A 19,259-nucleotide genomic window follows, 5' to 3' on the forward strand; every position below is an offset into this window, starting at 1 on the left:
GTGGGTTTTACGATTGTTGAGCCGAGCGGTTTGCCGAAACGACAATCATCTGGCCTGCGGTCAGCCAGCGTTTAAGCCGGGTAGCGGATAAGATTTAGCAGGCCGCGACAGCCGCCGCCCAATGGCGGCACATCGTCAGGCCGAGACCTTTGCAAAACCCCCAGATGTGGACGCAGTTCAAGGCGCAGCAGCGCAGCGAACGTGAACGTCAGGAATCCCCGTGGGACAGACATATCATATAGATAGGCAAGCGAGCGAGCAGTACCCATAGAGCATAAACGCACAAAGCAGAAATGCGCCGCAGATGGGGGGGTGCAAAGGTCTCAGACCTTCTGACACTGAGCCGGCCTCAGGCCAACGGGCTGAAGCTGGCAGCGGGCCGGGCTTTTGGGTAAGATGCGGCCTGTTTTGACTCAAATACCTGCCGTTGCCATGAAGCCCACCCGCCAAATTATTCTGGATACCGAAACCACCGGCTTTTATTACGATAGGGATGACCGCCTGATCGAGTTTGCCGGCTTGGAAATGATCGACCGCCGCCTCACTGGCCGTTATCTGCATCTGTATGTGCATCCGGAGCGGGATATTCCCGAAGAGGCGGTGCGGGTACACGGCATCACCCTGGCGCAGTTGGCCGACAAGCCGAAGTTTGCCGAGGTGGCCGAAGAAATTGCCGATTTCATTCGCGGTGCCGATTTGGTGATCCACAACGCTGCCTTTGATATGGGCTTTTTGGACATGGAATTGGGCAAAGCCGGTTTGCCCACCGCCAGCCAGCTGGCAGCGGAGGTAACCGACACCTTGGCCATGGCCAAAGAGCTTTATCCCGGGCAGAAAAACTCGTTGGACGCACTTTGTACCCGCCTGGGGGTGGACCGAAGCAAGCGTGTTTACCACGGCGCCCTCATCGATTGCGAGCTGTTGAGCGAAGTCTATTTGGGCATGACCCGTTCGCAGTTCAGCTTGGTGGATCAGTTTGCCGAAGAAGAGACCGATGTTCGGGCAGAGTTTCGGTCTGCCGCTGTTTCCGAGCGGCCGGCGCATTTAAGAGTGCTGCACGCCGATGCCGACGAAACGGCGGCGCACGAAGCCTATCTCGACGGCCTCGATCAAGCCGCCGACGGCGGCAGCCTGTGGCGGAGAGAGGCATGAGCCGTTATTTGGCTTTGGTGCCGGCCGCCGGCGTGGGCAGCCGTTTCGGCGCCGGCCGGCCCAAGCAGTATGTGGAGATTGACGGCCGCAGTGTGTTGGAACACACGCTACGCCGTTTGTTGGCCGAACCGCAGATCGAGCGGGTAGCGGTGGTGGTGTCGCCCCAAGACGGGTACTACGCGCAGGCAGTCAGGCTACCTGAAAACCTAGCGGCCCGAGTGACCTGGTTGCGTTGCGGTGGCGAAAGCCGTGCCGACAGCGTGTTTAACGGATTGAATGCTTTGCTGGCGCAGGGCTTGGCCCGGTCGGACGATTGTATTTTGGTGCACGATGCCGCCCGCTGCTGCTTGCCCCGCAGCGCCTTGCGGCGTTTGTTGGATCAAGCCGGCGGCCATCCTGCCGGCGGCATTCTGGCTTTGCCGGTGGCCGATACTCTGAAGCGCGCCGGTGCAGGCTCGGCGATTGCGGCCACGGTGTCGCGCAAGGGTTTGTGGCAGGCGCAAACGCCGCAGCTGTTTCGAGCCGATTTGCTGCAGCGGGCTTTGAGCCACCCCGATTTTGCCGACATTACCGACGAAGCCTCTGCCGTCGAACGCCTGGGTGTGCAGCCTTTACTGGTGGCGGGCGACAGCCGCAATCTGAAGATGACGCTGCCGCAGGACGAATACATTGTCCGCCTGCTGTTGGCGGCCGAACAGGCTACCTGAAACCGGAAAACCGCATCGGCGGCTTTTCAGGTAGCCTCTGATTCTGCGGTGATGCCGCAAACCATTCACTTAAAGGAAGACTATGAATATCCGCATCGGACAGGGCTATGATGTCCACCAACTGGTTGCCGGCCGCGAGCTGATTCTCGGCGGCGTGCGCATACCGTTTGACAAAGGGCTGCTCGGCCATTCCGATGCCGATGCCCTGCTGCACGCCATCACCGACGCCTTGCTCGGCGCGGCGGCTTTGGGCGACATCGGCAAGCTGTTTCCCGATACGGCGGCCGAACACAAAGATGCCGACAGCCGCGTGCTGCTGCGCGCCGCTTATGCCGCGGTGCAGGCGGCCGGCTGGCGTGTGGTGAATGTGGACAGCACGGTAATTGCCCAGCAGCCCAAACTGCGCCCGCACATTGACGCCATGCGCGCCAACATCGCCGCCGATTTGGGCTTGGACATCGGTGCGGTCAATGTGAAGGGGAAAACCAACGAGAAACTCGGTTACCTCGGCCGCATGGAAGGCATCGAAGCGCAGGCGGTGGTGTTGCTGGCGGCCAGGTAATCAAAAGGCGCTTTGAGTGGCGCCCAAGAGGAGAAGCCGCCGAACAGAAAGGTCTCAGGCTACCTGAATCTATTTTCAGGTAGCCTGAGTTTTGCCTATACCGCTTTAGAGCAATACTTTTTCCATACCGCCGTTGTTGGCTCGGTGGACGAAGTCGTTTTGCCAATTCTCGCCCAATACGGTTTTCGCCATTTCGATGACGATGTAGTCGGCATCAACCGGGTTGTCGTCGGTGTAGCGCGAGAGGCCCTGTAAGCAGGCGGGGCAGGAGGTGAGCAGTTTCACCGGGCTGCCGTCTTGCGGCAGTTGCTTGAGGTTTTTCTCGATTTCTTCCTGCTTGCGGAATTTTACCTGGGTGGCGATGTCGGGGCGTTTCACCGCAAACATGCCGCTCTCGCCGCAGCAGCGGTCGCTCAACACCACCGGCTTGCCCATGAGCTCGGAAGCCATTTGGGTGGGGTTCATGGTTTTGATCGGGCTGTGGCAGGGGTCGTGATACAGGTATTGGCGGCCCTGCAGGCCGTCGAGTTTCACGCCTTTTTCCAGCAGGTATTCGTGGATGTCGATGATGCGGCAGCCGGGGAAGATGTCTTCGAAGCGGTAGCCGGCGAGGCTGTCGTAGCAGGTGCCGCAGCTCACCACCACGGTTTTGATGTCGAGGTAGTTGAGGGTGTTGGCCATGCGGTGGAACAGCACGCGGTTTTCGGTGATCATCTTCTGCGCTTTGTCGTCCTGGCCGCCGGCCGCCTGCGGGTAGCCGCAGCACAGGTAGCCGGGCGGCAGCACGGTTTGCACGCCTACATGGTAGAGCATGGCCTGGGTGGCTAGGCCGACTTGGCTGAACAGGCGCTCGGAGCCGCAGCCGGGGAAGTAGAACACGGCTTCCGCATCTTCCGGCATGGCGGGGTTGCGGATGATGGGCACGGTTTTGTCGTCTTCGATGTTCAACAGCGCGCGCGCGGTTTTAATCGGCACATGGCGCGGCAGCGGGCGGTTGATGAAATGGACGATTTGCTCGCGCACCGGCGGTTTGCCGAGGGTGGCGGCGGGTTCGGCTTTCTGTTTTTCGCCGCCGAGCTTGAATTTGCGGCCCATTTCGTAGCCGAAGTTTTGCAACTTGAAGCCGGTTTCGGCCACGCCTTTGCGCAGGATTTTGATGGTGCGCGGGTCTTTGGCGTTGAGCAGGGCCATGCCGGCGGCCACGGCGGGGTGGAAACGCTGTTTGCCGGCTTTGCGCAGGTAGTTGCGGATGGCCACGGTGACATCACCGAAGTCGATTTTCACCGGACAGGGTTTCACGCAGCGGTGGCAGACGGTGCAGTGGTCGGACACGTCGTGCAATTCGTCGAAATGGCGCATTGACACGCCGCGGCGGGTTTGCTCTTCGTACAAAAACGCTTCGGTTAAGAGGCCGACGCCGAGGATTTTATTGCGCGGGCTGTAGAGCAGGTTGGCGCGCGGCACATGGGTGGAACACACCGGTTTGCATTTGCCGCAGCGCAGGCAGTCTTTCACCGAGTCGGCGATTTTGCCCAAGTCGGACTGCTCCATAATCAGCGATTCGAAGCCCAACAGCTCGAAAGAGGGCGTGTAGGCGCGGCGCAAATCCGAGCCTTTCATCAGTTTGTGGCGGTTGAAGCGGCCGTGCGGATCGACTTTGGCTTTGTAGTCCCAATAGGGCTGCATTTCTTCGTCGGTGAGGAATTCGAGCTTGGTGATGCCGATGCCGTGTTCGCCGGAAATCACGCCGTTGAGGCTGCGGGCGATGTTCATGATGCGCGCCACCGCTTTGTGGGCGGTTTGCAGCATCTCGTAGTCGTCGGAATTGACCGGGATGTTGGTGTGCACATTGCCGTCGCCCGCGTGCATGTGCAGGGCGACGAACACGCGACCGCGCACCACTTTGGCGTGAATTTTGTCCAAGCCTTTCATGATGTTGCTGTCGGCCTGGCCGCTGAAGATTTCGGCCAGGGGCTTCATGATGTCTTCTTTTACCGACACGCGCAGGCGGAAGTCGCGCATGGTGATGAAGCAGGAGTCGCTGTCCCGGCTACCTGAAAGCGCATTCACCGCTTCGCCGAAGCGGGCGCGGTATTCGCCCAGGGGTTGGTCGAGGTGGTCGAGCAGCCACTGCCAGCGCGCCTGCACGGCCTCCACATGGGCTTTGGCGTGCTCGGCACGTTCGCCCAACAACTCGCTCGGCGGCAGGTCGGTGCCCATTTTGTCCACCGGCAGGCTACCTGAAAGGTATTGCAGCAGGGCGTGGCACAGTTTGAGCTTGTTTTGGATGGAGAGCTCGATGTTGATGCGCTCGATGCCGTCGGAGTATTCGCCCAGCCGTTCCAGCGGAATCACCACGTCTTCGTTGATTTTGAAGGCATTGGTGTGTTTGGCGATGGCGGCGGTGCGGCTGCGGTCGAGCCAGAAGGTTTTGCGCGCTTCGGGGCTGACGGCTATGAAGCCTTCGCCTTCGCGGGCGCGCGCCAGCTCGACCATGTGCTCGGCGGCGGCTTCCACCGCGGCTTCGTCGTCGGAAACGATGTCGGAAATCAGCACCATCTTCGGGCGGCCCTTGCCGGCGGCCTTGGTGGCATAGCCCACCGCGCGCACATAACGCCAGTCCAAATGTTCCAAGCCGGCCAGTTTCACCGAAGGGTGGCCGAGCAGGAAGTCGCGGATTTCCACGATGGAAGGCGTGGCGTTGGCCACGGTGCCGAAGAATTCCAGGCAGACGGTGCGCGTGTGCGCGGGCATGCGGTGCAGCACAAAGGCCACGCTGGTGATGATGCCGTCGGTGCCTTCTTTCTGCACGCCGGGCAGGCCGGCGAGGAATTTGTCGGTCACGTCTTTGCCGAGGCCGACTTTGCGGAATTTGTGGCCGGGAATTTCGAGGCGTTCGGTTTTGGCGATGGTTTCGCCGTCGTCTTTGAGGGTGTGCACGTCGAACAGCGCGGTGTCTTCGTCGTGGATTTTGCCGAAGTTGTGGCGCACCCGTTCGATTTTCAGCCATTCGCCCTGCGGGTTGACCATTTTCCAATAGGCCAGGTTGTCGAGCGCGGTGCCCCACAGCACGGCTTTTTTACCACCGGCGTTCATGGCCACGTTGCCGCCCACGCAGGAGGCGTCGGCGGAGGTGGGGTCCACCGCAAACACCAGCTTGGCGGCGGTGGCGGTTTCCTCCACACGGCGGGTCACCACGCCGGCGCCGCAGTGGATGATGGGGTGTTCGCCTTCCAGCCCCGGCAGCGCCACATACTGCACGCCGTGGTGGCGGTCGAGTTTTTCGGTGTTGATGACGGCGCTCATGGCGTCCAGCGGCACGGCGCCGCCGGTGTAGCCGGTGCCGCCGCCGCGCGGAATGATGGTAAGGTCCAGCTCGATCAGCGCGCGCACCAGCGGGGCGACTTCGGATTCTTTGTCGGGATTGATGACGACGAAGGGGTATTCCACGCGCCAGTCGGTGGCGTCGGTAACGTGGCTCACCCGCGCTAGGCCGTCGAACATGATGTTGTGTTTTTTGGTGATTTTGGCCAGGCGCTCCAAAATCTGCGCGCGTTTGAGCTGGGTGGTGGCGAAACTGTCGGCAAAGCGGTTGACCGCGCTTTCGGCGGCCTGCACCAAGCGCAGCACGTCGCTGTTGTCGTCGCGGCGTTTATAGACTTCGTTCAGGCGGTGGCGCATTTCTTTCACCAGTGCGGCCTGACGCTCGGGGTGTTCGAGCAGGTCGTCCACCAGATAGGGGTTGCGCATCACCACCCAAATGTCGCCCAACACCTCGAACAACATGCGTGCCGAACGGCCGGTGCGGCGTTGCGAGCGCAGGTTTTCCAGGGTGTCCCATGCCGGCTCGCCCAACAGGCGGATCACGATTTCGCGGTCGGAATAGGAGGTGTAGTTGTAGGGGATTTCGCGGATGCGGGCGCTGGTGCTCATGGTGTGGTTCCGTGGGGTGTGGTGGCCTGTCGCGCGGCAAACGGATGGCGGACAGCTTGTTATTGTGCAAGGCAGCAATTTAGTGCAAATAAGGGAAAATTTCAATGCCGAGTGCCGGTTTTTGCACGGGATTCATCGGGCTACCTGAAAACGGTTTCAGGTAGCCTGCGGTGCGGCATGAAGCGGCGTTTACGGCTGCGCCAGAATCTGTTTGGCGGCTTCCACGCCCCAATACACGGCTTCTTCAAACACGGAATAGCCGCTTAAATCGCTGTGGGCGAAGTGCAGGCGGGAGCGGTGGCGGCGCAGAGCGAGCAGCAGCGGGTCGTTCAGGTAGCCCGGTTGGGGCACGCTCATACCGTGGGCGCGCACGCTGATGTCCACATGTTCCACATGCCGCCAGAAGGCGCGGCCGTAGGCGGCGGTGAGGTCGCGTGCGGCGTGGTGCAGCAGTTCTTGGTCGCCGGCGGCCAACAGCCAGCGGCGCACGTTTTGCGGGCGGTCGTGGTTGAGGGCGGTGTAGGCGGTGAAGATGGTGCGTTCGGGTTTGGCGGCGCGGATCAGTTGGTGGGTGGCCACCACATAGCCCAGGCCGCTGCCGCCGTGCACCACATTGTCCCAAGCCAAATCGCTGCCGGCTGGTTCGTCCGGGAATCGGTGCAGCACGAAGTTGGCCACCAGCCAGGGCGCGTATTCGGGCAGGGCGTGGCCAAAGCCGTAAGCGGCGGCATCGGCGAGAATGCGGGCGGCCACCATCAGCGGCATGGCGGCCACCACCTGCTGCGCGCGGAAGCGCACGGTTTCGCCGCTCAGGTTGTGGCGCAGCACCACGGCCACGTGGTCGCCGTGTTCTTCAATCTGCAGGGCGCTGGCGTTGACGGTGCAGGGTTGTTGCGGGGCGCGGGCGAAACCGTCTGCCGGCTGCAGGCCGGCGTGGCGGCGCAGTTGGCGCGACAGATGGGCCAGGCCGTCGGGCCAGGTGAGCACGGTGTCTTGGGCGGGGCCGCGTGCGGCGAAGTAGTGCAGGCCGGCGAAGGCGGAAACGGCGTCTATGCCTTGGCCGTAGTCGTCGCGGCAGCAGTAGTCGAGATACCAGCGCAGCGAGGGGGAGCGGTAGTTTTCGCGGTCGAGCCAGGCGGCGAAGCTGAGGCGGTCGAGCGCGCGCCAGGCGGCGTCTTGAGAAGACAGGGCCACGGGCAGGGCGAACAGTTTGCGCCCGTCGCTGCCGCGGGCGGTTTTCAGCTGTTCGATCAGCGCGTAAAAGCGGCGGCTGTCGGCGTCCTCCTGCGGCAGCAGCGCGCTCTGCCAGCGGTTTTTGTGCAGCAGCCGCTCTTCGGGGGCGTGCACCAAATCGGTTTCGCGGTAGCGGCCGTCGGCTTGCAGGATGCCGAAGTCGCGCAGCATTTCGCGCACGTATTCGCTTTCTGCGGAAGGCAGGGCGAGGTAGTGGGCGGCGGTGGGGGCGCCGAGGCCGTGGCGGTAGTAGCCGGCATTGTTGCCGTCGGGCTCCATGCCTTCGGCCAGCACGATGTCGCGCCGGCCGTGTTTGGCCAGATACCAGGCGGCAGAGAGGCCGGCGGCGCCGCTGCCGAGGATGAGGGTGTGGCAGCGGTGTTCGGCGCCTATGTTGTGCGGCAGGCTGCGGTCGCGCAGCAGGTGGCCCAGCGGCAGGCCGTGGCGGTTTACTTGTACGCTGGGCATTGGGTTTAAGTGGCGGTGGCCGAGCCAGGCCGCGGCGGCGGAGCTGCCCAAGGCGGCGGTGTAGGCAAGGAATCGGCGGCGGGAAACAGACATAGGGCGGACAAACGGCTTTCAGGTAGCCTGAGGCTGGACAGATGACGGCCGCAGGCTACCTGAAAAGGGGTGAGGGCTGAATCAAGAATAAGGAAGCTGATGAACAGGTTCTAACGCATCACTTCGTTCCAGTCCTGCTCGAAGTAGCTGACCAAAATCTGGGTGTTCAAATAGTTCGGTTCCACCTGCCGCCGCGCCATATCGGGCGGGAAACGGAACATTTCGGCGGCGGTTTGGGCGTTGAGAAAGCGGGTGGGCACATCAAAGCGCTGCGGCAGCGGGAAGTGGTTTTCGCGGGCGGCGAGCACAAAGCCCCATTCGCCGAAAGAGGGCACATACACATGATAAGGTGCGGTGTGGAGGCCGGCCGCTTCCAGCGTGGCCACCACCGACCAATAGGCGTTGGGCGCGAAATACGGCGAGGTGGACTGCACCACCACCCGCCCCTGCGGCGCCAGATGGCGGGCCACCAGGCGGTACATGGGCACGGAATAGAGTTTGCCCAACGAAAAATTGGCGGGGTCGGGCAGGTCGATGATGATGACGTCGAATTGATGGCGGTTGCTTTCCAGCCATTTGGCGGCGTCGTCGTTGACCACCTGTACTTTTGGGTGGCTGAGCGAGCGTTCGTTGAGGCGGCTGAGAGTGGCGGAAGTGGTGAAGGTGCGGGTCATGTCGGGGTCGAGATCGACCAGGGTGATGTGTTCCACCGACGGATATTTCAGCACTTCGCGCGCGGCCAGGCCGTCGCCGCCGCCCAGAATCAGCACGCGCTGCGGCCGTTCGGCCATCTGCATCGCCGGCAGCACCAAAGCCTCGTGGTAGCGGGCTTCGTCGCGCGAGGAAAACTGCAGGTTGCCGTTGAGATAGAGGCGCACATCGTCTTTCCATTGGGTCACCACCAGCCGCTGGTAGGGCGAATGGCTTTCATACACCACCGGGTCGCCGAAATAGCTCTGTTCGGCGCGGAAGGTGATGTGGTTGGCGTAGATAAAGGCCACGGCGAGCACGGCCAGCACGGCGGTGCCGCGGATTTGGATGGCGGCATAGCGCGGCAGCTGGCGGCGGAAAATCTTGGCCGTCAGCACTGCCACCGCCGCATTGAGCAGGCCGAACAGCAGGGCCGAACGCGCCATGCCCAGCCGCGGCGCCAACACCAGCGGAAACAGCAGCGACACCGCCAACGCGCCCAGATAATCGAAGGTGAGCACGCGCGACACCAGTTCTTTGAAGTCGGCCTGCTGCTGGTTGAGCACCCGCATCACCAGCGGAATCTCCATGCCCACCACGGTGCCCACAATCAGCACCAGCGCGTAGAGCAGGGTGCGGAAGGGCGCGGCGGAGAGGCCGAAGGCCACAAACAGCAAAAGCGCCGAGAGGCCGCCGATGACGCCCACCAAAAGCTCGATTTCGATAAAGCGCGTGAGCGCGTCTTCGTCTTTGATGTAGCGGGTCAGGTGCGCGCCGATGCCCATGGCAAACAGATACAGGCCGATGATGGACGAAAACTGCAGAATGCTGTCGCCCAACAGATAGCTGGCCAGCGCCGCCATAATCAGCTCGTAGGCCAGCCCGCAACTGGCCACGATGAAGACGGAAATAATCAGCGTGCGGTTCAGTTTCATGATTTCAGGTAGCTTGGGTTTCAGGTAGCTTGGGTTTCAGGTAGCCCCAGCGGGCGGTGCAGAAGCCGTGTCAGCGGAACCAGCCGCGCACGGCTTCCAAACCGCCGAAGCGGATGCGCACATCCGCCGCCGCTTCTGCTTTCGGTTTGGCGCGGAAGGCAACGCCGAAACCGGCCGCCTGCAGCATGGGAATATCGTTGGCGCCGTCGCCCATGGCCAGGGTTTGTTCGCGGCGCAGGCCGAGGCGGTCGCGGTATTCGGCGAGCAGGTCGGCCTTGGCTTGGGCGTCGATCAGACGGCCGCTGAGTTCGCCGCTTAATCGGCCGTTGTGCGACACCAGCTCGTTGGCAAAGCCGTATTCGAAGCCCAGCCGTTGGCGCAGGCGTTCGGTGAAAAAGGTGAAGCCGCCGGACACCAGCATGAATTTCACCCCGTGCGTACGGCATTCGGCCAAGAGGGTTTCCGCGCCCGGCGTTAATTGCAGCACCTCGTCGTACACCCGCTGCAGCTCGCTTTCAGGTAGCCCTTTCAGTAGGGCCACGCGGCGGCGCAGCGATTGTTCGAAGTCCAATTCGCCGCGCATGGATTGCTCGGTAATCGCCGCTACCTGTTCTTTCAAACCCACGCCGGCGGCGATTTCGTCCACGCATTCGATTGTGATCAGGGTGGAATCCATATCGCTCACAATCAGGCCCAATTCGGCAAACGCCATATCGGGCAACACGCCGACATCCGCCTCTTGTGCCTGCAGCGCCAGCACGGCGCTTTCAGGTAGCCTGAAATCGGCCGCCACGGCAAAGCGCAGCGTGTTTTGCCGATGGCGGACGGGCGCGGGCAGGCTGGCGGGCAGCGCGCTCAGATCAAGGGTGTCGGGGCGGGGATGTTGGATAACGAGAACGTGGGTCATGGCGGCGGCCAAAAAAGATGCAAGCATACACAAAATCCAGACAACACAAAACCATGCCGCGCCTTGTTTGGCTATAATCGCTCCGGCCGCCGGCTTGGCGCAGGTGCTCGGCCGGCCGGCTGACTACCCAACCCGAACAGGAGAAAACCATGAAACCAACAGCTGTCTGGCTGACCGTGCTGGCCTTGGGCGCGGGCTGCACCCACATGCCGCACCACCACAGCAAACTGTACACCGCGCAGGAACTCGCCGCACCGGTGGCCATGCAGGGCGCGCCGGCGGCCGGCGACGCCACCGCGCCGATTGTCGAACTGATGCCGATTGTGATGCGCCACGAACAAGCCCTGCAGCTGACCCCCGAGCAGTCGGCGGCGCTGGCGGCCTACCGCCGCGAAGCCGCGCCGGTGCGCATGGCGATCCAGAAAAACCTGCTGGCCCTGCGCGCCAATCTGCGCCAGGCCATTTTACACAACGCGCTGCAAAGCCAGCGCGAGGCGCTGATGGACCAAATCACGCAGGCCGAACTGATGCACATGCAAAGCCGCAACCGCTGCGCCGAATTTTTGCGCCAAACGCTGTCGGCGGAACAGTTTGAGCGGGTAAAAGCGCTGTATCTGCAAAGCCTGCAGCCCAAATCCCAATAAGGGCAATGGCCGTAGCGTTTTCAGGTAGCCTGCAGGCTACCTGAAAAGCCAATGCGGCAGAAGATTGAGTCCGAATAAGCCGCGGCGATAGGCAGTGATGAAGGGCTTTAAGCCGCAGGCCGATGTTTTGCCGGAATACAAAAAAGCCCCGCCAAGGTTTGCGGAGCTGGATGGGTTTGCCTACCAACGGTTCGTAGTGAAGAAAGGTTGGCACGCCCACGGGGATTCGAACCCCGGTTGCCGCCGTGAAAGGGCAGTGTCCTAGGCCTCTAGACGATGGGCGCGTGCGGGAAAGGCGCGCATTATTACTGCGCCTTGGCGGGCTGTCAAGCCGGCGGGCGGCGGCATTGAAGGCGGGCGGATTTGGGCTATAATGCCGCGCTTTTAGCAGCAGGAAAGCCGAGCCATGTGGTTTAAGCAGTTAAGTTTTTATCTCCTCAACAAAAATGCCCTGCCCGATTTGGACACGCTGGCGGCGAAGCTGGCGGAGGCCGAATTTGCGCCGGTGCAGGGTTTGGACTGGTTCAGCGAGGGTTTTGCCGCGCCGCAGGGCTTTTCGCCCGAATTGGTGTTTCCTGCCGATTTCACTTGGGGCGTGGCGCTGAAAAAAGAGGAAAAAGTGCTGCCGGCCGGCGTGATCCGCGATGTGTTGGAAGACAAAGTGGCGGAAATCCAGAATGCCGAAGGGCGCAATGTCGGCCGCAAGGAAAAGCAGGAACTCAAAGAGCAGATTACCGATGATCTGCTGCCGCGCGCCTTTACCCGCAGCAGCCGTTCGCAGGCCTTGTTCGACATCCGCCACGGCTATCTGCTGGTGAACAACGCTTCCGCCGCCAAGGCCGAAGCCATGCTCACCAAGCTGCGCGAAGCCTTGGGCGGTTTGGAAGCGCGGCTGCCGAATGCCAAACAGTCGCCCGGCAGCCTGATGACCGAATGGCTGCTCAAAGGCGCGGCCGAAGGCGGTTTCGAGCTCGACAGCGATTGCGAGCTGAAAGGGCAGGGCGATGCCGCGCCCACGGTAAAGGTGTCGAAGCAGGATTTGACCGCCGACGAAGTGGTGCAGCACGTGAAAAACGGCAAAACCGTGACCCAGCTGGGACTGGTGTGGCGCGAACAGATTGCCTTTATCCTCACTCAGGATTTCACCCTCAAGCGCATCCAATACCTGGATGTTTTACAGGAGGAAGCCGACAGCCACGGCAGCGACGCCGCCAGCCTGGCGTTTGCCTCGCAGGTGTTGATGGCCGAGGCGCTGAGCACCATGCTGGAGGAGCTGGCCGCTTATCTGGGCGGCTGGCAGGAATAGGCCGCAACGGACAACAGACGGTGTGTGCGCTGTACCGCCGTTTTGACAGAACAAAGGATGAAGATGAGCATCAAATCCGACAAATGGATACGCCGCATGGCGGAAGAACACGGCATGATCGAGCCGTTCGAGCCCAATCAGGTGAAGGAAGCCGACGGGCGCAAAATCATTTCCTACGGCACTTCGAGCTACGGCTACGACATCCGTTGCGCCAACGAATTCAAAATTTTCACCAACATCAACAGCACCATTGTCGATCCGAAAAATTTCGATCCGAAAAACTTTGTCACCGTGGAAGACGACTGCTGCATCATCCCGCCCAATTCGTTTGCCTTGGCGCGCACAGTGGAGTATTTCCGCATTCCGCGCAACGTGCTCACCGTGTGTTTGGGCAAGTCCACCTATGCGCGCTGCGGCATCATTGTGAACGTGACGCCGTTCGAGCCGGAATGGGAAGGCTATGTAACGCTGGAGTTTTCCAACACCACGCCGCTGCCGGCCAAAATCTATGCCGGTGAGGGCGTGGCGCAGGTGCTGTTTTTCGAGAGTGACGAGGTGTGCGAAACTTCGTATAAAGACCGCAACGGCAAATACATGGGGCAGACGGGGGTGACGCTGCCCAAAACCTGACCGCCGCCATAACGGCACTTCGGGCTACCTGAAAGGTTTTCAGGTAGCCCGAATCTTTGTGTAGGCGGCTCAAGGGTATAGGCGGCTCAAGGCAAATTTTAATAAAAACAAGGTTTTATGAGTGCGGCAAGACATGAATTTAACATTTAATCAATTGATATTTAATAAAATACATTTTCCGAAATCATAAAATACCGTAAAAAATACCGTAATATTCAAACCTTCAGGGCAAAAAATGCCGTTTGTGTTGCCCCAATCCGACAAAATCCGCCATCCCGCTTTATCCAAGATAATCCCGAATTATCCCGCCTGCAATAGTTTTCATACTGCCAGCTATCGGGCATTTCCTGCATTTTCGGCCATAAGGGGCGCTGCCCTGTTGCCGATTTTCGGGGCGGCATAAAAAAACGTGTATAGATAGGCAAAACATAGCGGTTACTGCGGTTACTCGGTTACCGTGTATTTAATCCATTGTTTAATTTAAATAAAATGGTAACCGATTACATAATTTAACGTGGTTACCTGTGGTTACCGTCTGGTTACGGCATTTTTAACTGATTGATTATAAAACGGTAACCGCGGTAACTGCTGGGTAACCGTTGTTAAATTTTGCAACGGTTACCGCTGTAATCCTTGCCAGTATTGGATTTAGATAGTTAAGTTTTGTTGGTAACCGAGGTAACCGCTACTTTTTCAGTTTTTCCTATAGTGTTTTTCTCGCGGGCAGACAAAAAAAGCGGGCTTTCTCCCGCCAAACCGTTGCAATATCAAAATATTATCCACCCTTACGCATACGTCGCTGCCAATATGCCTGATTTTCCGCGCTGCGCTCTTCATCATAGGGGCGCTGATAAACCCTGACGGCTTGCATGCGCTCTCGATTTGCTTGCTGTAAGGCGCGTTGCATCGCTCTATGCTGAAGCCAATCGGCCACGATTGCGGCGGCAATCAGGAAACACACACTTGCCGCTATCCAAAAAAGCAAAGACGAATACCACAGAACCCCAATAATCACAGCGAACAACAACAGTCTCATTCCATTTTCCTTACAGTTCGTCCGATTCTTCTAGCTCACTTGGCGGCAGCACGCCGCAAATCAGGTAAAACCTGCCCTTGCCTTTGATTTGGTGCTGCCAGCGGTTGCCTTTGGCATTGTATTTCAGCCAGCTTGCCGCGTGTAGTACGGCGCAGACTTTGCCCTTGTCGAAGTCGCGGCAGATTTCTTCCACAAACACGGCGGGCAAAATGTAGAAGCTGTCGTTTTCCGCATGCAGGGCTTTTTTTCGGTAGCCCGCAAAATTGGTCGGCGAGTAGAAAGAATGATGGCTTGGCAAGGGCATAAAGCGTTCGCTGTCAAAGTAGCGCTGGGAAAATTCTAAGGCGTTTTCCATGATTTTCCTGTCTTCAAACTTGCCCGTGCCTGCGCGTTCTAGCCAAGCATCGAAGCATTGCTTAACGGCGGGGAAGGCCAAGCCGCCAGCCAGACCCGTAATGCCGTGCCGTGCGGCCATTTCCAGCGCGGCGGCGGCCAAAGAGAAGCGGGCGGCCACGGTGCGGGCTTGGCCGTCCATATCGGGCAGGGCGGCCATAAAGTCGGCTTGCAGACTGCGGATTTCGTCCAATGCGGCGGGATTGTCCAACAGCAGGCGCACAAAGGCGCGGCCAGCCGTGCCGTGGCAGCGGGCGGCGGCTCCGGCTATGGCTTCGGCCAAGTGGCTGCCTTTCTCGTATCCGTGCAGGGTATCGAAAATGCCCTTGCCTTTGCCCGCATCGGAAGGCAGCGAAGGCAGGCGGGCGGCCTGCCCCGCGTTCCAGTCGGCTTTTGCGGCTTCAAGAAAAATATCCATCGGCTTTTCTCCCGTGGAAAACAGCAGCACGCGCCAGCGGCTGATTTCGCGGTTGCCGCCGTCTTTGGCGCCCTGAATTTTGGCAATGCCGTTGATTACGGCATAGGCGGTTTGCGAAACGTGGCGGGGGTTGGCCTGACCGATTTCGTCCAATACCAAAAAGCCGTCATTGCGGGCATTGGCCAGATTGGCGAAGCCGTGACTGGTTCCCGTCCAGCTTGCCATCAGTTCGGCAGGATTGCCTCAAACCGACAAGGCGGCGCGGGCGGCGGTGCTTTTGCCGTCGCGGGAATCGCCGAACAGATGGAAGCCGCCCGATTCCATGCCCAGCAGGCCAAGCAGCGGGGCGGCAAGGGCGGTGCCGATTGCCAAGCTCAAACGGCTGTTGCCTGCGGCATAGCGGGCTACCTGAAGCTGCCAGTCGGCCAGCGTGCCGTTGGCGGCATAGGCGGCGGCTTGGCTCTTGTCGCCGTTGTAGATAACGCGCGGGGCGTGTTTCCCCTTGTCGGCGGCCAGTATTTCGCCGCTGGGCAGTACATAGGCGCTTTGCCGTGCTGCCCAGCCCGATTGCGCGGTAACCGTGTAAGGGGTGTGCAGGCCGTCGGTCTGCAGGTAGTCGGCCAGCATTTCGCGCTTGCGGCGGTTTTCCTTTCGTTTCGGCGGCGCTCGGCCAGTTGTTTGATGTAGTCGTTGATTTCGCTTTCCAGCCAGCCCGTGGCATTGGCGGAAACCTTAAACGGCTTCGGAAAATCGGGGTCGTGCAGGCGGTGTTTCGGATTGGCTTTGTACCAAACCGCCGATAACGACAATCCCGTTTTGCGGGCAACGTCTTTTGCCCGTAATACGGCTTCTTGCATGGTTTATTCCCTGCTATGCGGTTGCACGGCATTGCATGGTGTTGGGAAATTTGTCCGCAGTCTTGTAAAACGTTTTAAAAAAATTTCATTCATCATCAGGTGGATTTCTTCAAAAAAATTCATATTGCAACGCTGTTGCAAAAACAGCAGACGCAAAAAAAACCGCTTTCGCGGGTCGGTTTCAGCTAGCCCTATGCTTGGCCGTCGGCAGTTAGGGCGCAGGCTTGGCGGTAGTGGCCGCGCAAATAGTCGGCATACCATTGCATCATTTCCACGCGGTGCGGCCAGTATTCCGCCCTGTTGTAAGCGGCCTTAATCCTGTTTTCTTCAACATGGGCAAGCTGGCGTTCGATGGCATCGGGGTTGTAGCCCTGTTCGTTCAATACGCTGCTTGCCAAGCTGCGGAAGCCGTGCGGGGTGGCAATGCCCTTGTAGCCTAGGCGGTTCATGATGGTGCCTAGCGTGTTTTCGCTGATATAGCCGCTGGCGGTACGGCTGGGAAACATAAAGCGGCCTTGCCCTGTCAGGCTGTGCAGTTCGGCCAGCAGTTTAAGCGTCCAGTCGGCCAAGGGAATCAAGTGCGCCCGTGGCCGTTTCATGCGGCTGGCGGGAATCGTCCACGTTTTTGCCTGCCAGTCGATTTCTGCCCATTCGCCGCCCCTGATTTCGGTATTGCGGGCAAAGCACAGCATCAGCAGCATCAGGCATAGGCGGTTTTGGGCGGCAAGATCGGCCAGCAGCAGACGGCTGTAAAACTCGGCAAGTTCTTCGCGCGGCAGGGCAGGCATGTGATTTGTTTCGGGCTTTTTTAGGTAGCCTGCCAGCGGGGCGGCGGGGTTGGCATCCATGATTTCCAGCATGGCGGCATAGTTGCAGATGCTGCTTATCCATTGGCGGATTTTCTCTGCCGTCTCAATCACGCCCCGCGCGGCCACGGCATCAATCACGGCTTTCACGTCTCTTACCCGCAATTCGGCAATCGGTGTCTGCCCAATCAGCGGGAAAACATCCGCTTCAAAATAGCGCATGATGCGGGCGGCATGGTTCGGTTTCCAGCGGTTCAGGTTGTCCGTGTGCCAACGGCAGGCCACGGCGGCAAAGGTATTCAGCAAGGCCGCCTGCCGCGCCTGCTTGGCTTCTTGCTTGGCGGCGGCAGGGTCTTGCCCTTGTGCCAGCAGATAACGGGCATTCTCGGTAGCGGCGCGGGCTTCGGATAGGGAAACGGCGGGATACTTGCCGATGGAAAGCGTTTTGCGCTTGCGGTTTATGGCGTAGTCGAAGCGCCACAGCTTGCCGCCAGCGGGGGTAACGTGCAGATACATGCCGCCGCCGTCTGTCAGCTTGTAGGGTTTGACGGCAGGCTTGGAACGCTTGATTTGTAAGTCATTCAGGGGCATTTTTACGGTATTTTTTCGCGGTATTTTCGGGATACCGTAAAAAATACCGTAAATTTCAGGTCTATTCAATCAGACGGCATAACACGGTATTGCACAGCAGACGGGTTAAGCCGTATGGCTGAAAGATAGATAAAATCTTTGATAAATAATGGCTTGGTCTATTGTATTAGACGGTATTAGACGAGAAAAAAGCAGCCGTTTGCAGGCTGCTTTTTGTGAATGTGGTGCCGGCGGCAGGATTCGAACTCGCGACCCCCTGATTACAAGTCAGGTGCTCTACCAACTGAGCTACACCGGCATAGAAGGCGCGCATTATGCCGCCGAGTGCGGTATTTGGCAAGTGTTGCGGGCGCTTGGGGCCGAAAAACAATGTTTTTTCTGTGAAAGTTGTGTCCTTGGTAAGCGGGTTGGTTTTAGCGTGCCGGCGCAGCTCGGGCGCGGCAGATAAGATCATGCTGGGAAATAAACGCTTTCAGGTAGCCTGAAGCCTTTGCAATCGTCCATTTGCGGCGCATGTCTGCGTGGTGCGTTGATGCCTCAGGAGACAGTTCGCTCGCCTAAGCCTGTAGCCGGTTTGTCTCTCTCACAAGGATTCCCGGCGGTCACACTTGTTGGGCGGCTGAGCTTTACAGCCCATCCACATTGGGCGGTTGTCTAAAGGTTTCGGCCTGTTCCGCTCATCGGGCTACCTGAAAAACGATGAAGTGTTAGCCGGTCAGTTGTTTGGTAATCAGGTGTTTGACCGGCGGCAGATTGTTGCTCAGGCGCAGCACGGCGGTGCGCAGCAGTTTGGCCGGCGGGGCTTCGTTGGTGAACAGCTTCACCATAAAGTTGGTGCCGTGGTAGAGCGCGCGGGTGTGCAGCATGTGGCGGGTTTCGTAGCGTTCCAGCAGGGTGTCGTTGGCGATGTCGCGGCCGGCGGCTGCGGCCTGCACAATCAGTTCGGCCAGCAAGTCGGCGCTGGCAACGCCGAGGTTGAAGCCGTGGGCGGTGACCGGATGCATGCCGACGGCGGCGTCGCCGATGAGGGCGGTGCGGCGGGCGATGAAGCTGCGGGCGTGTACGCCGATCAGGGGGTAGGTGTGGCGGCTACCGGCGGGCGACATGGTGCCGAGTTTGCCGTGCAGCTGTTTTTCCAAATCGGCGGCGAGCGCTTCGGGTGAAAGGTCGAGCACTTCATGTACGCGGCGGTTGTCGATGGTGATGACGCAGTTGGTCATGTATTCGCCCAGGGGCAGCAGGGCGATGGTGCGGCCGTAGTGGAAGCACTCGTAGGCGGTGTTTTCGTTGGAAATGGTGTGGGCGAAACGGGCCACGATCACGGTGCGGCCGAAGTCGTGCAGGTCGGCGGAAATGCCGGCCTGGCGGCGGGTTTGCGACATGCGGCTGTCGGCGGCCACCATCAGGCGGGCGGAAACGGTGTCGCCGTTGGCCAGGGTAACGGTCACGCTATCGTTGCCGTTGAGGGCTTCTTTCACGCTGCTTTCGGTGAGAAAGCGGACGTTGGGATAGGCTTTGGCCGATTCGTAGGCGGCACGGCGGATGTTGTGGTTGGAAATCAAAAAGCCGAGCTGGCCTTTGCCGTCGGTGGGGGCGGGAAAGTCCAAGGTGTAGGGAGAGCCGCCGTTGAGCACTTTGGCGGCTTTGAGCGGGTAGATTTCGTCTTCGGCAATTTTTGCCCACATGCCGAGTTTTTCCATCACGGCGCGGGAGGGGTGGGTCAGCGCGATTTCGCGGCCGTCGTAGGGCGGGTTGGCCAGGGTTTCCTCGCTGCTTTGTTCCACCAGCAGGATGTCCAAGCCGCTGGGGGCGGCTGCGGCGGCAAAACTGAGGCCGGCAGGGCCGGCGCCGATAACGACGATGTCACAAGTGTGCTGCATGGGAGGCTCCGTGTGAAT

The 19,259-nt window shown here is 59.9% G+C and carries 13 protein-coding genes, 2 tRNA genes and 3 pseudogenes; 6 read left to right on the top strand and 12 right to left on the bottom strand.

Translation table 11 applies throughout. The features are described from left to right. Positions 1 to 71 precede the first annotated feature (71 nt). Positions 72 to 304: pseudogene (locus H3L94_RS12265) on the bottom strand (hypothetical protein). 128 nt (positions 305 to 432) lie between these two features. On the opposite strand from H3L94_RS12265, the gene dnaQ reads away from it, so the two are divergent. The 3 genes from dnaQ (at position 433) to ispF (ending at position 2,421) form a co-directional block, all read left to right on the top strand. Further along, a complete protein-coding gene (dnaQ, locus tag H3L94_RS01905) occupies positions 433 to 1,152 on the top strand; it encodes a DNA polymerase III subunit epsilon (protein WP_182122435.1) in 720 nt (239 codons plus the stop codon). Continuing rightward, positions 1,149 to 1,859, top strand: coding sequence for a 2-C-methyl-D-erythritol 4-phosphate cytidylyltransferase (ispD, locus tag H3L94_RS01910; RefSeq protein ID WP_182122436.1), 711 nt, complete (start codon positions 1,149 to 1,151; stop codon positions 1,857 to 1,859). The genes dnaQ and ispD overlap by 4 nt, the downstream gene beginning before the upstream one ends. Before the next feature lie 82 nt (positions 1,860 to 1,941). Further along, positions 1,942 to 2,421, top strand: a complete 480-nt coding sequence (gene ispF / locus H3L94_RS01915) for a 2-C-methyl-D-erythritol 2,4-cyclodiphosphate synthase (RefSeq protein ID WP_182122437.1) — start codon at positions 1,942 to 1,944, stop codon at positions 2,419 to 2,421. Positions 2,422 to 2,526: 105 nt separating this feature from the next. On the opposite strand, the gene H3L94_RS01920 is transcribed toward ispF, so the two are convergent. The 4 genes from H3L94_RS01920 to serB all read right to left on the bottom strand — a co-directional run bounded on the left by H3L94_RS01920 (position 2,527) and on the right by serB (position 10,680). Further along, positions 2,527 to 6,354 (bottom strand): DUF3683 domain-containing protein, encoded by a 3,828-nt coding sequence (locus H3L94_RS01920; RefSeq protein WP_182122438.1) that lies wholly within the window; start codon positions 6,352 to 6,354, stop codon positions 2,527 to 2,529. A 189-nt stretch (positions 6,355 to 6,543) separates the two neighbouring features. Further along, entirely contained in the window at positions 6,544 to 8,148 is a 1,605-nt protein-coding gene (locus H3L94_RS01925; RefSeq protein WP_182122439.1) for an NAD(P)-binding protein, read from the bottom strand. A gap of 110 nt (positions 8,149 to 8,258) precedes the next feature. Beyond that, complete coding sequence (locus H3L94_RS01930) at positions 8,259 to 9,773, bottom strand: polyamine aminopropyltransferase (RefSeq protein ID WP_182122440.1); 1,515 nt, start codon at positions 9,771 to 9,773, stop codon at positions 8,259 to 8,261. 70 nt (positions 9,774 to 9,843) lie between these two features. Further along, positions 9,844 to 10,680, bottom strand: a complete 837-nt coding sequence (serB, locus tag H3L94_RS01935; RefSeq protein ID WP_182123076.1) for a phosphoserine phosphatase SerB — start codon at positions 10,678 to 10,680, stop codon at positions 9,844 to 9,846. Positions 10,681 to 10,829: 149 nt separating this feature from the next. Here serB and H3L94_RS01940 point away from each other — a divergent pair, with 149 nt between their 5' ends. Continuing rightward, a complete protein-coding gene (locus H3L94_RS01940; protein WP_182122441.1) occupies positions 10,830 to 11,324 on the top strand; it encodes a hypothetical protein in 495 nt (164 codons plus the stop codon). Positions 11,325 to 11,532: 208 nt separating this feature from the next. Here H3L94_RS01940 and H3L94_RS01945 read toward each other — a convergent pair. Further along, positions 11,533 to 11,608 (bottom strand) — tRNA-Glu (locus tag H3L94_RS01945). Positions 11,609 to 11,730: 122 nt separating this feature from the next. Between H3L94_RS01945 and H3L94_RS01950 the strand changes: the two genes are divergently transcribed. Beyond that, the gene (locus H3L94_RS01950; protein ID WP_182122442.1) at positions 11,731 to 12,630 is read left to right on the top strand and encodes a recombination-associated protein RdgC; all 900 of its coding nucleotides are present in this window, start codon (positions 11,731 to 11,733) and stop codon (positions 12,628 to 12,630) included. A gap of 63 nt (positions 12,631 to 12,693) precedes the next feature. Further along, positions 12,694 to 13,260 carry a dCTP deaminase gene (gene dcd, locus H3L94_RS01955; RefSeq protein WP_182122443.1) on the top strand — a complete coding sequence of 189 codons (567 nt, stop codon included), beginning with the start codon at positions 12,694 to 12,696 and terminating at the stop codon, positions 13,258 to 13,260. Positions 13,261 to 14,035: 775 nt separating this feature from the next. Here the strand turns inward: dcd and H3L94_RS01960 are convergent. The 6 genes and pseudogenes from H3L94_RS01960 to ubiM all read right to left on the bottom strand — a co-directional run bounded on the left by H3L94_RS01960 (position 14,036) and on the right by ubiM (position 19,241). Next, complete coding sequence (locus tag H3L94_RS01960) at positions 14,036 to 14,296, bottom strand: hypothetical protein (protein ID WP_182122444.1); 261 nt, start codon at positions 14,294 to 14,296, stop codon at positions 14,036 to 14,038. Between the two features lie 10 nt (positions 14,297 to 14,306). Further along, positions 14,307 to 15,734: pseudogene (locus H3L94_RS01965) on the bottom strand (DUF927 domain-containing protein). A gap of 68 nt (positions 15,735 to 15,802) precedes the next feature. After that, positions 15,803 to 15,964, bottom strand: a pseudogene (locus tag H3L94_RS01975) (helix-turn-helix transcriptional regulator); the annotation flags it as partial. Positions 15,965 to 16,155: 191 nt separating this feature from the next. Next, the gene (locus tag H3L94_RS01980) at positions 16,156 to 17,361 is read right to left on the bottom strand and encodes a tyrosine-type recombinase/integrase (protein ID WP_182122447.1); all 1,206 of its coding nucleotides are present in this window, start codon (positions 17,359 to 17,361) and stop codon (positions 16,156 to 16,158) included. Positions 17,362 to 17,583: 222 nt separating this feature from the next. Continuing rightward, positions 17,584 to 17,659 (bottom strand) — tRNA-Thr (locus H3L94_RS01985). Positions 17,660 to 18,068: 409 nt separating this feature from the next. Further along, positions 18,069 to 19,241: a 5-demethoxyubiquinol-8 5-hydroxylase UbiM gene (gene ubiM, locus H3L94_RS01990; protein WP_182122448.1), complete on the bottom strand. Its 1,173-nt coding sequence runs from the start codon at positions 19,239 to 19,241 to the stop codon at positions 18,069 to 18,071. Between the last annotated feature and the right edge of the window lie 18 nt (positions 19,242 to 19,259).

This window comes from Neisseria shayeganii (assembly GCF_014054965.1).
Lineage (GTDB): Bacteria > Pseudomonadota > Gammaproteobacteria > Burkholderiales > Neisseriaceae > Eikenella > Eikenella shayeganii.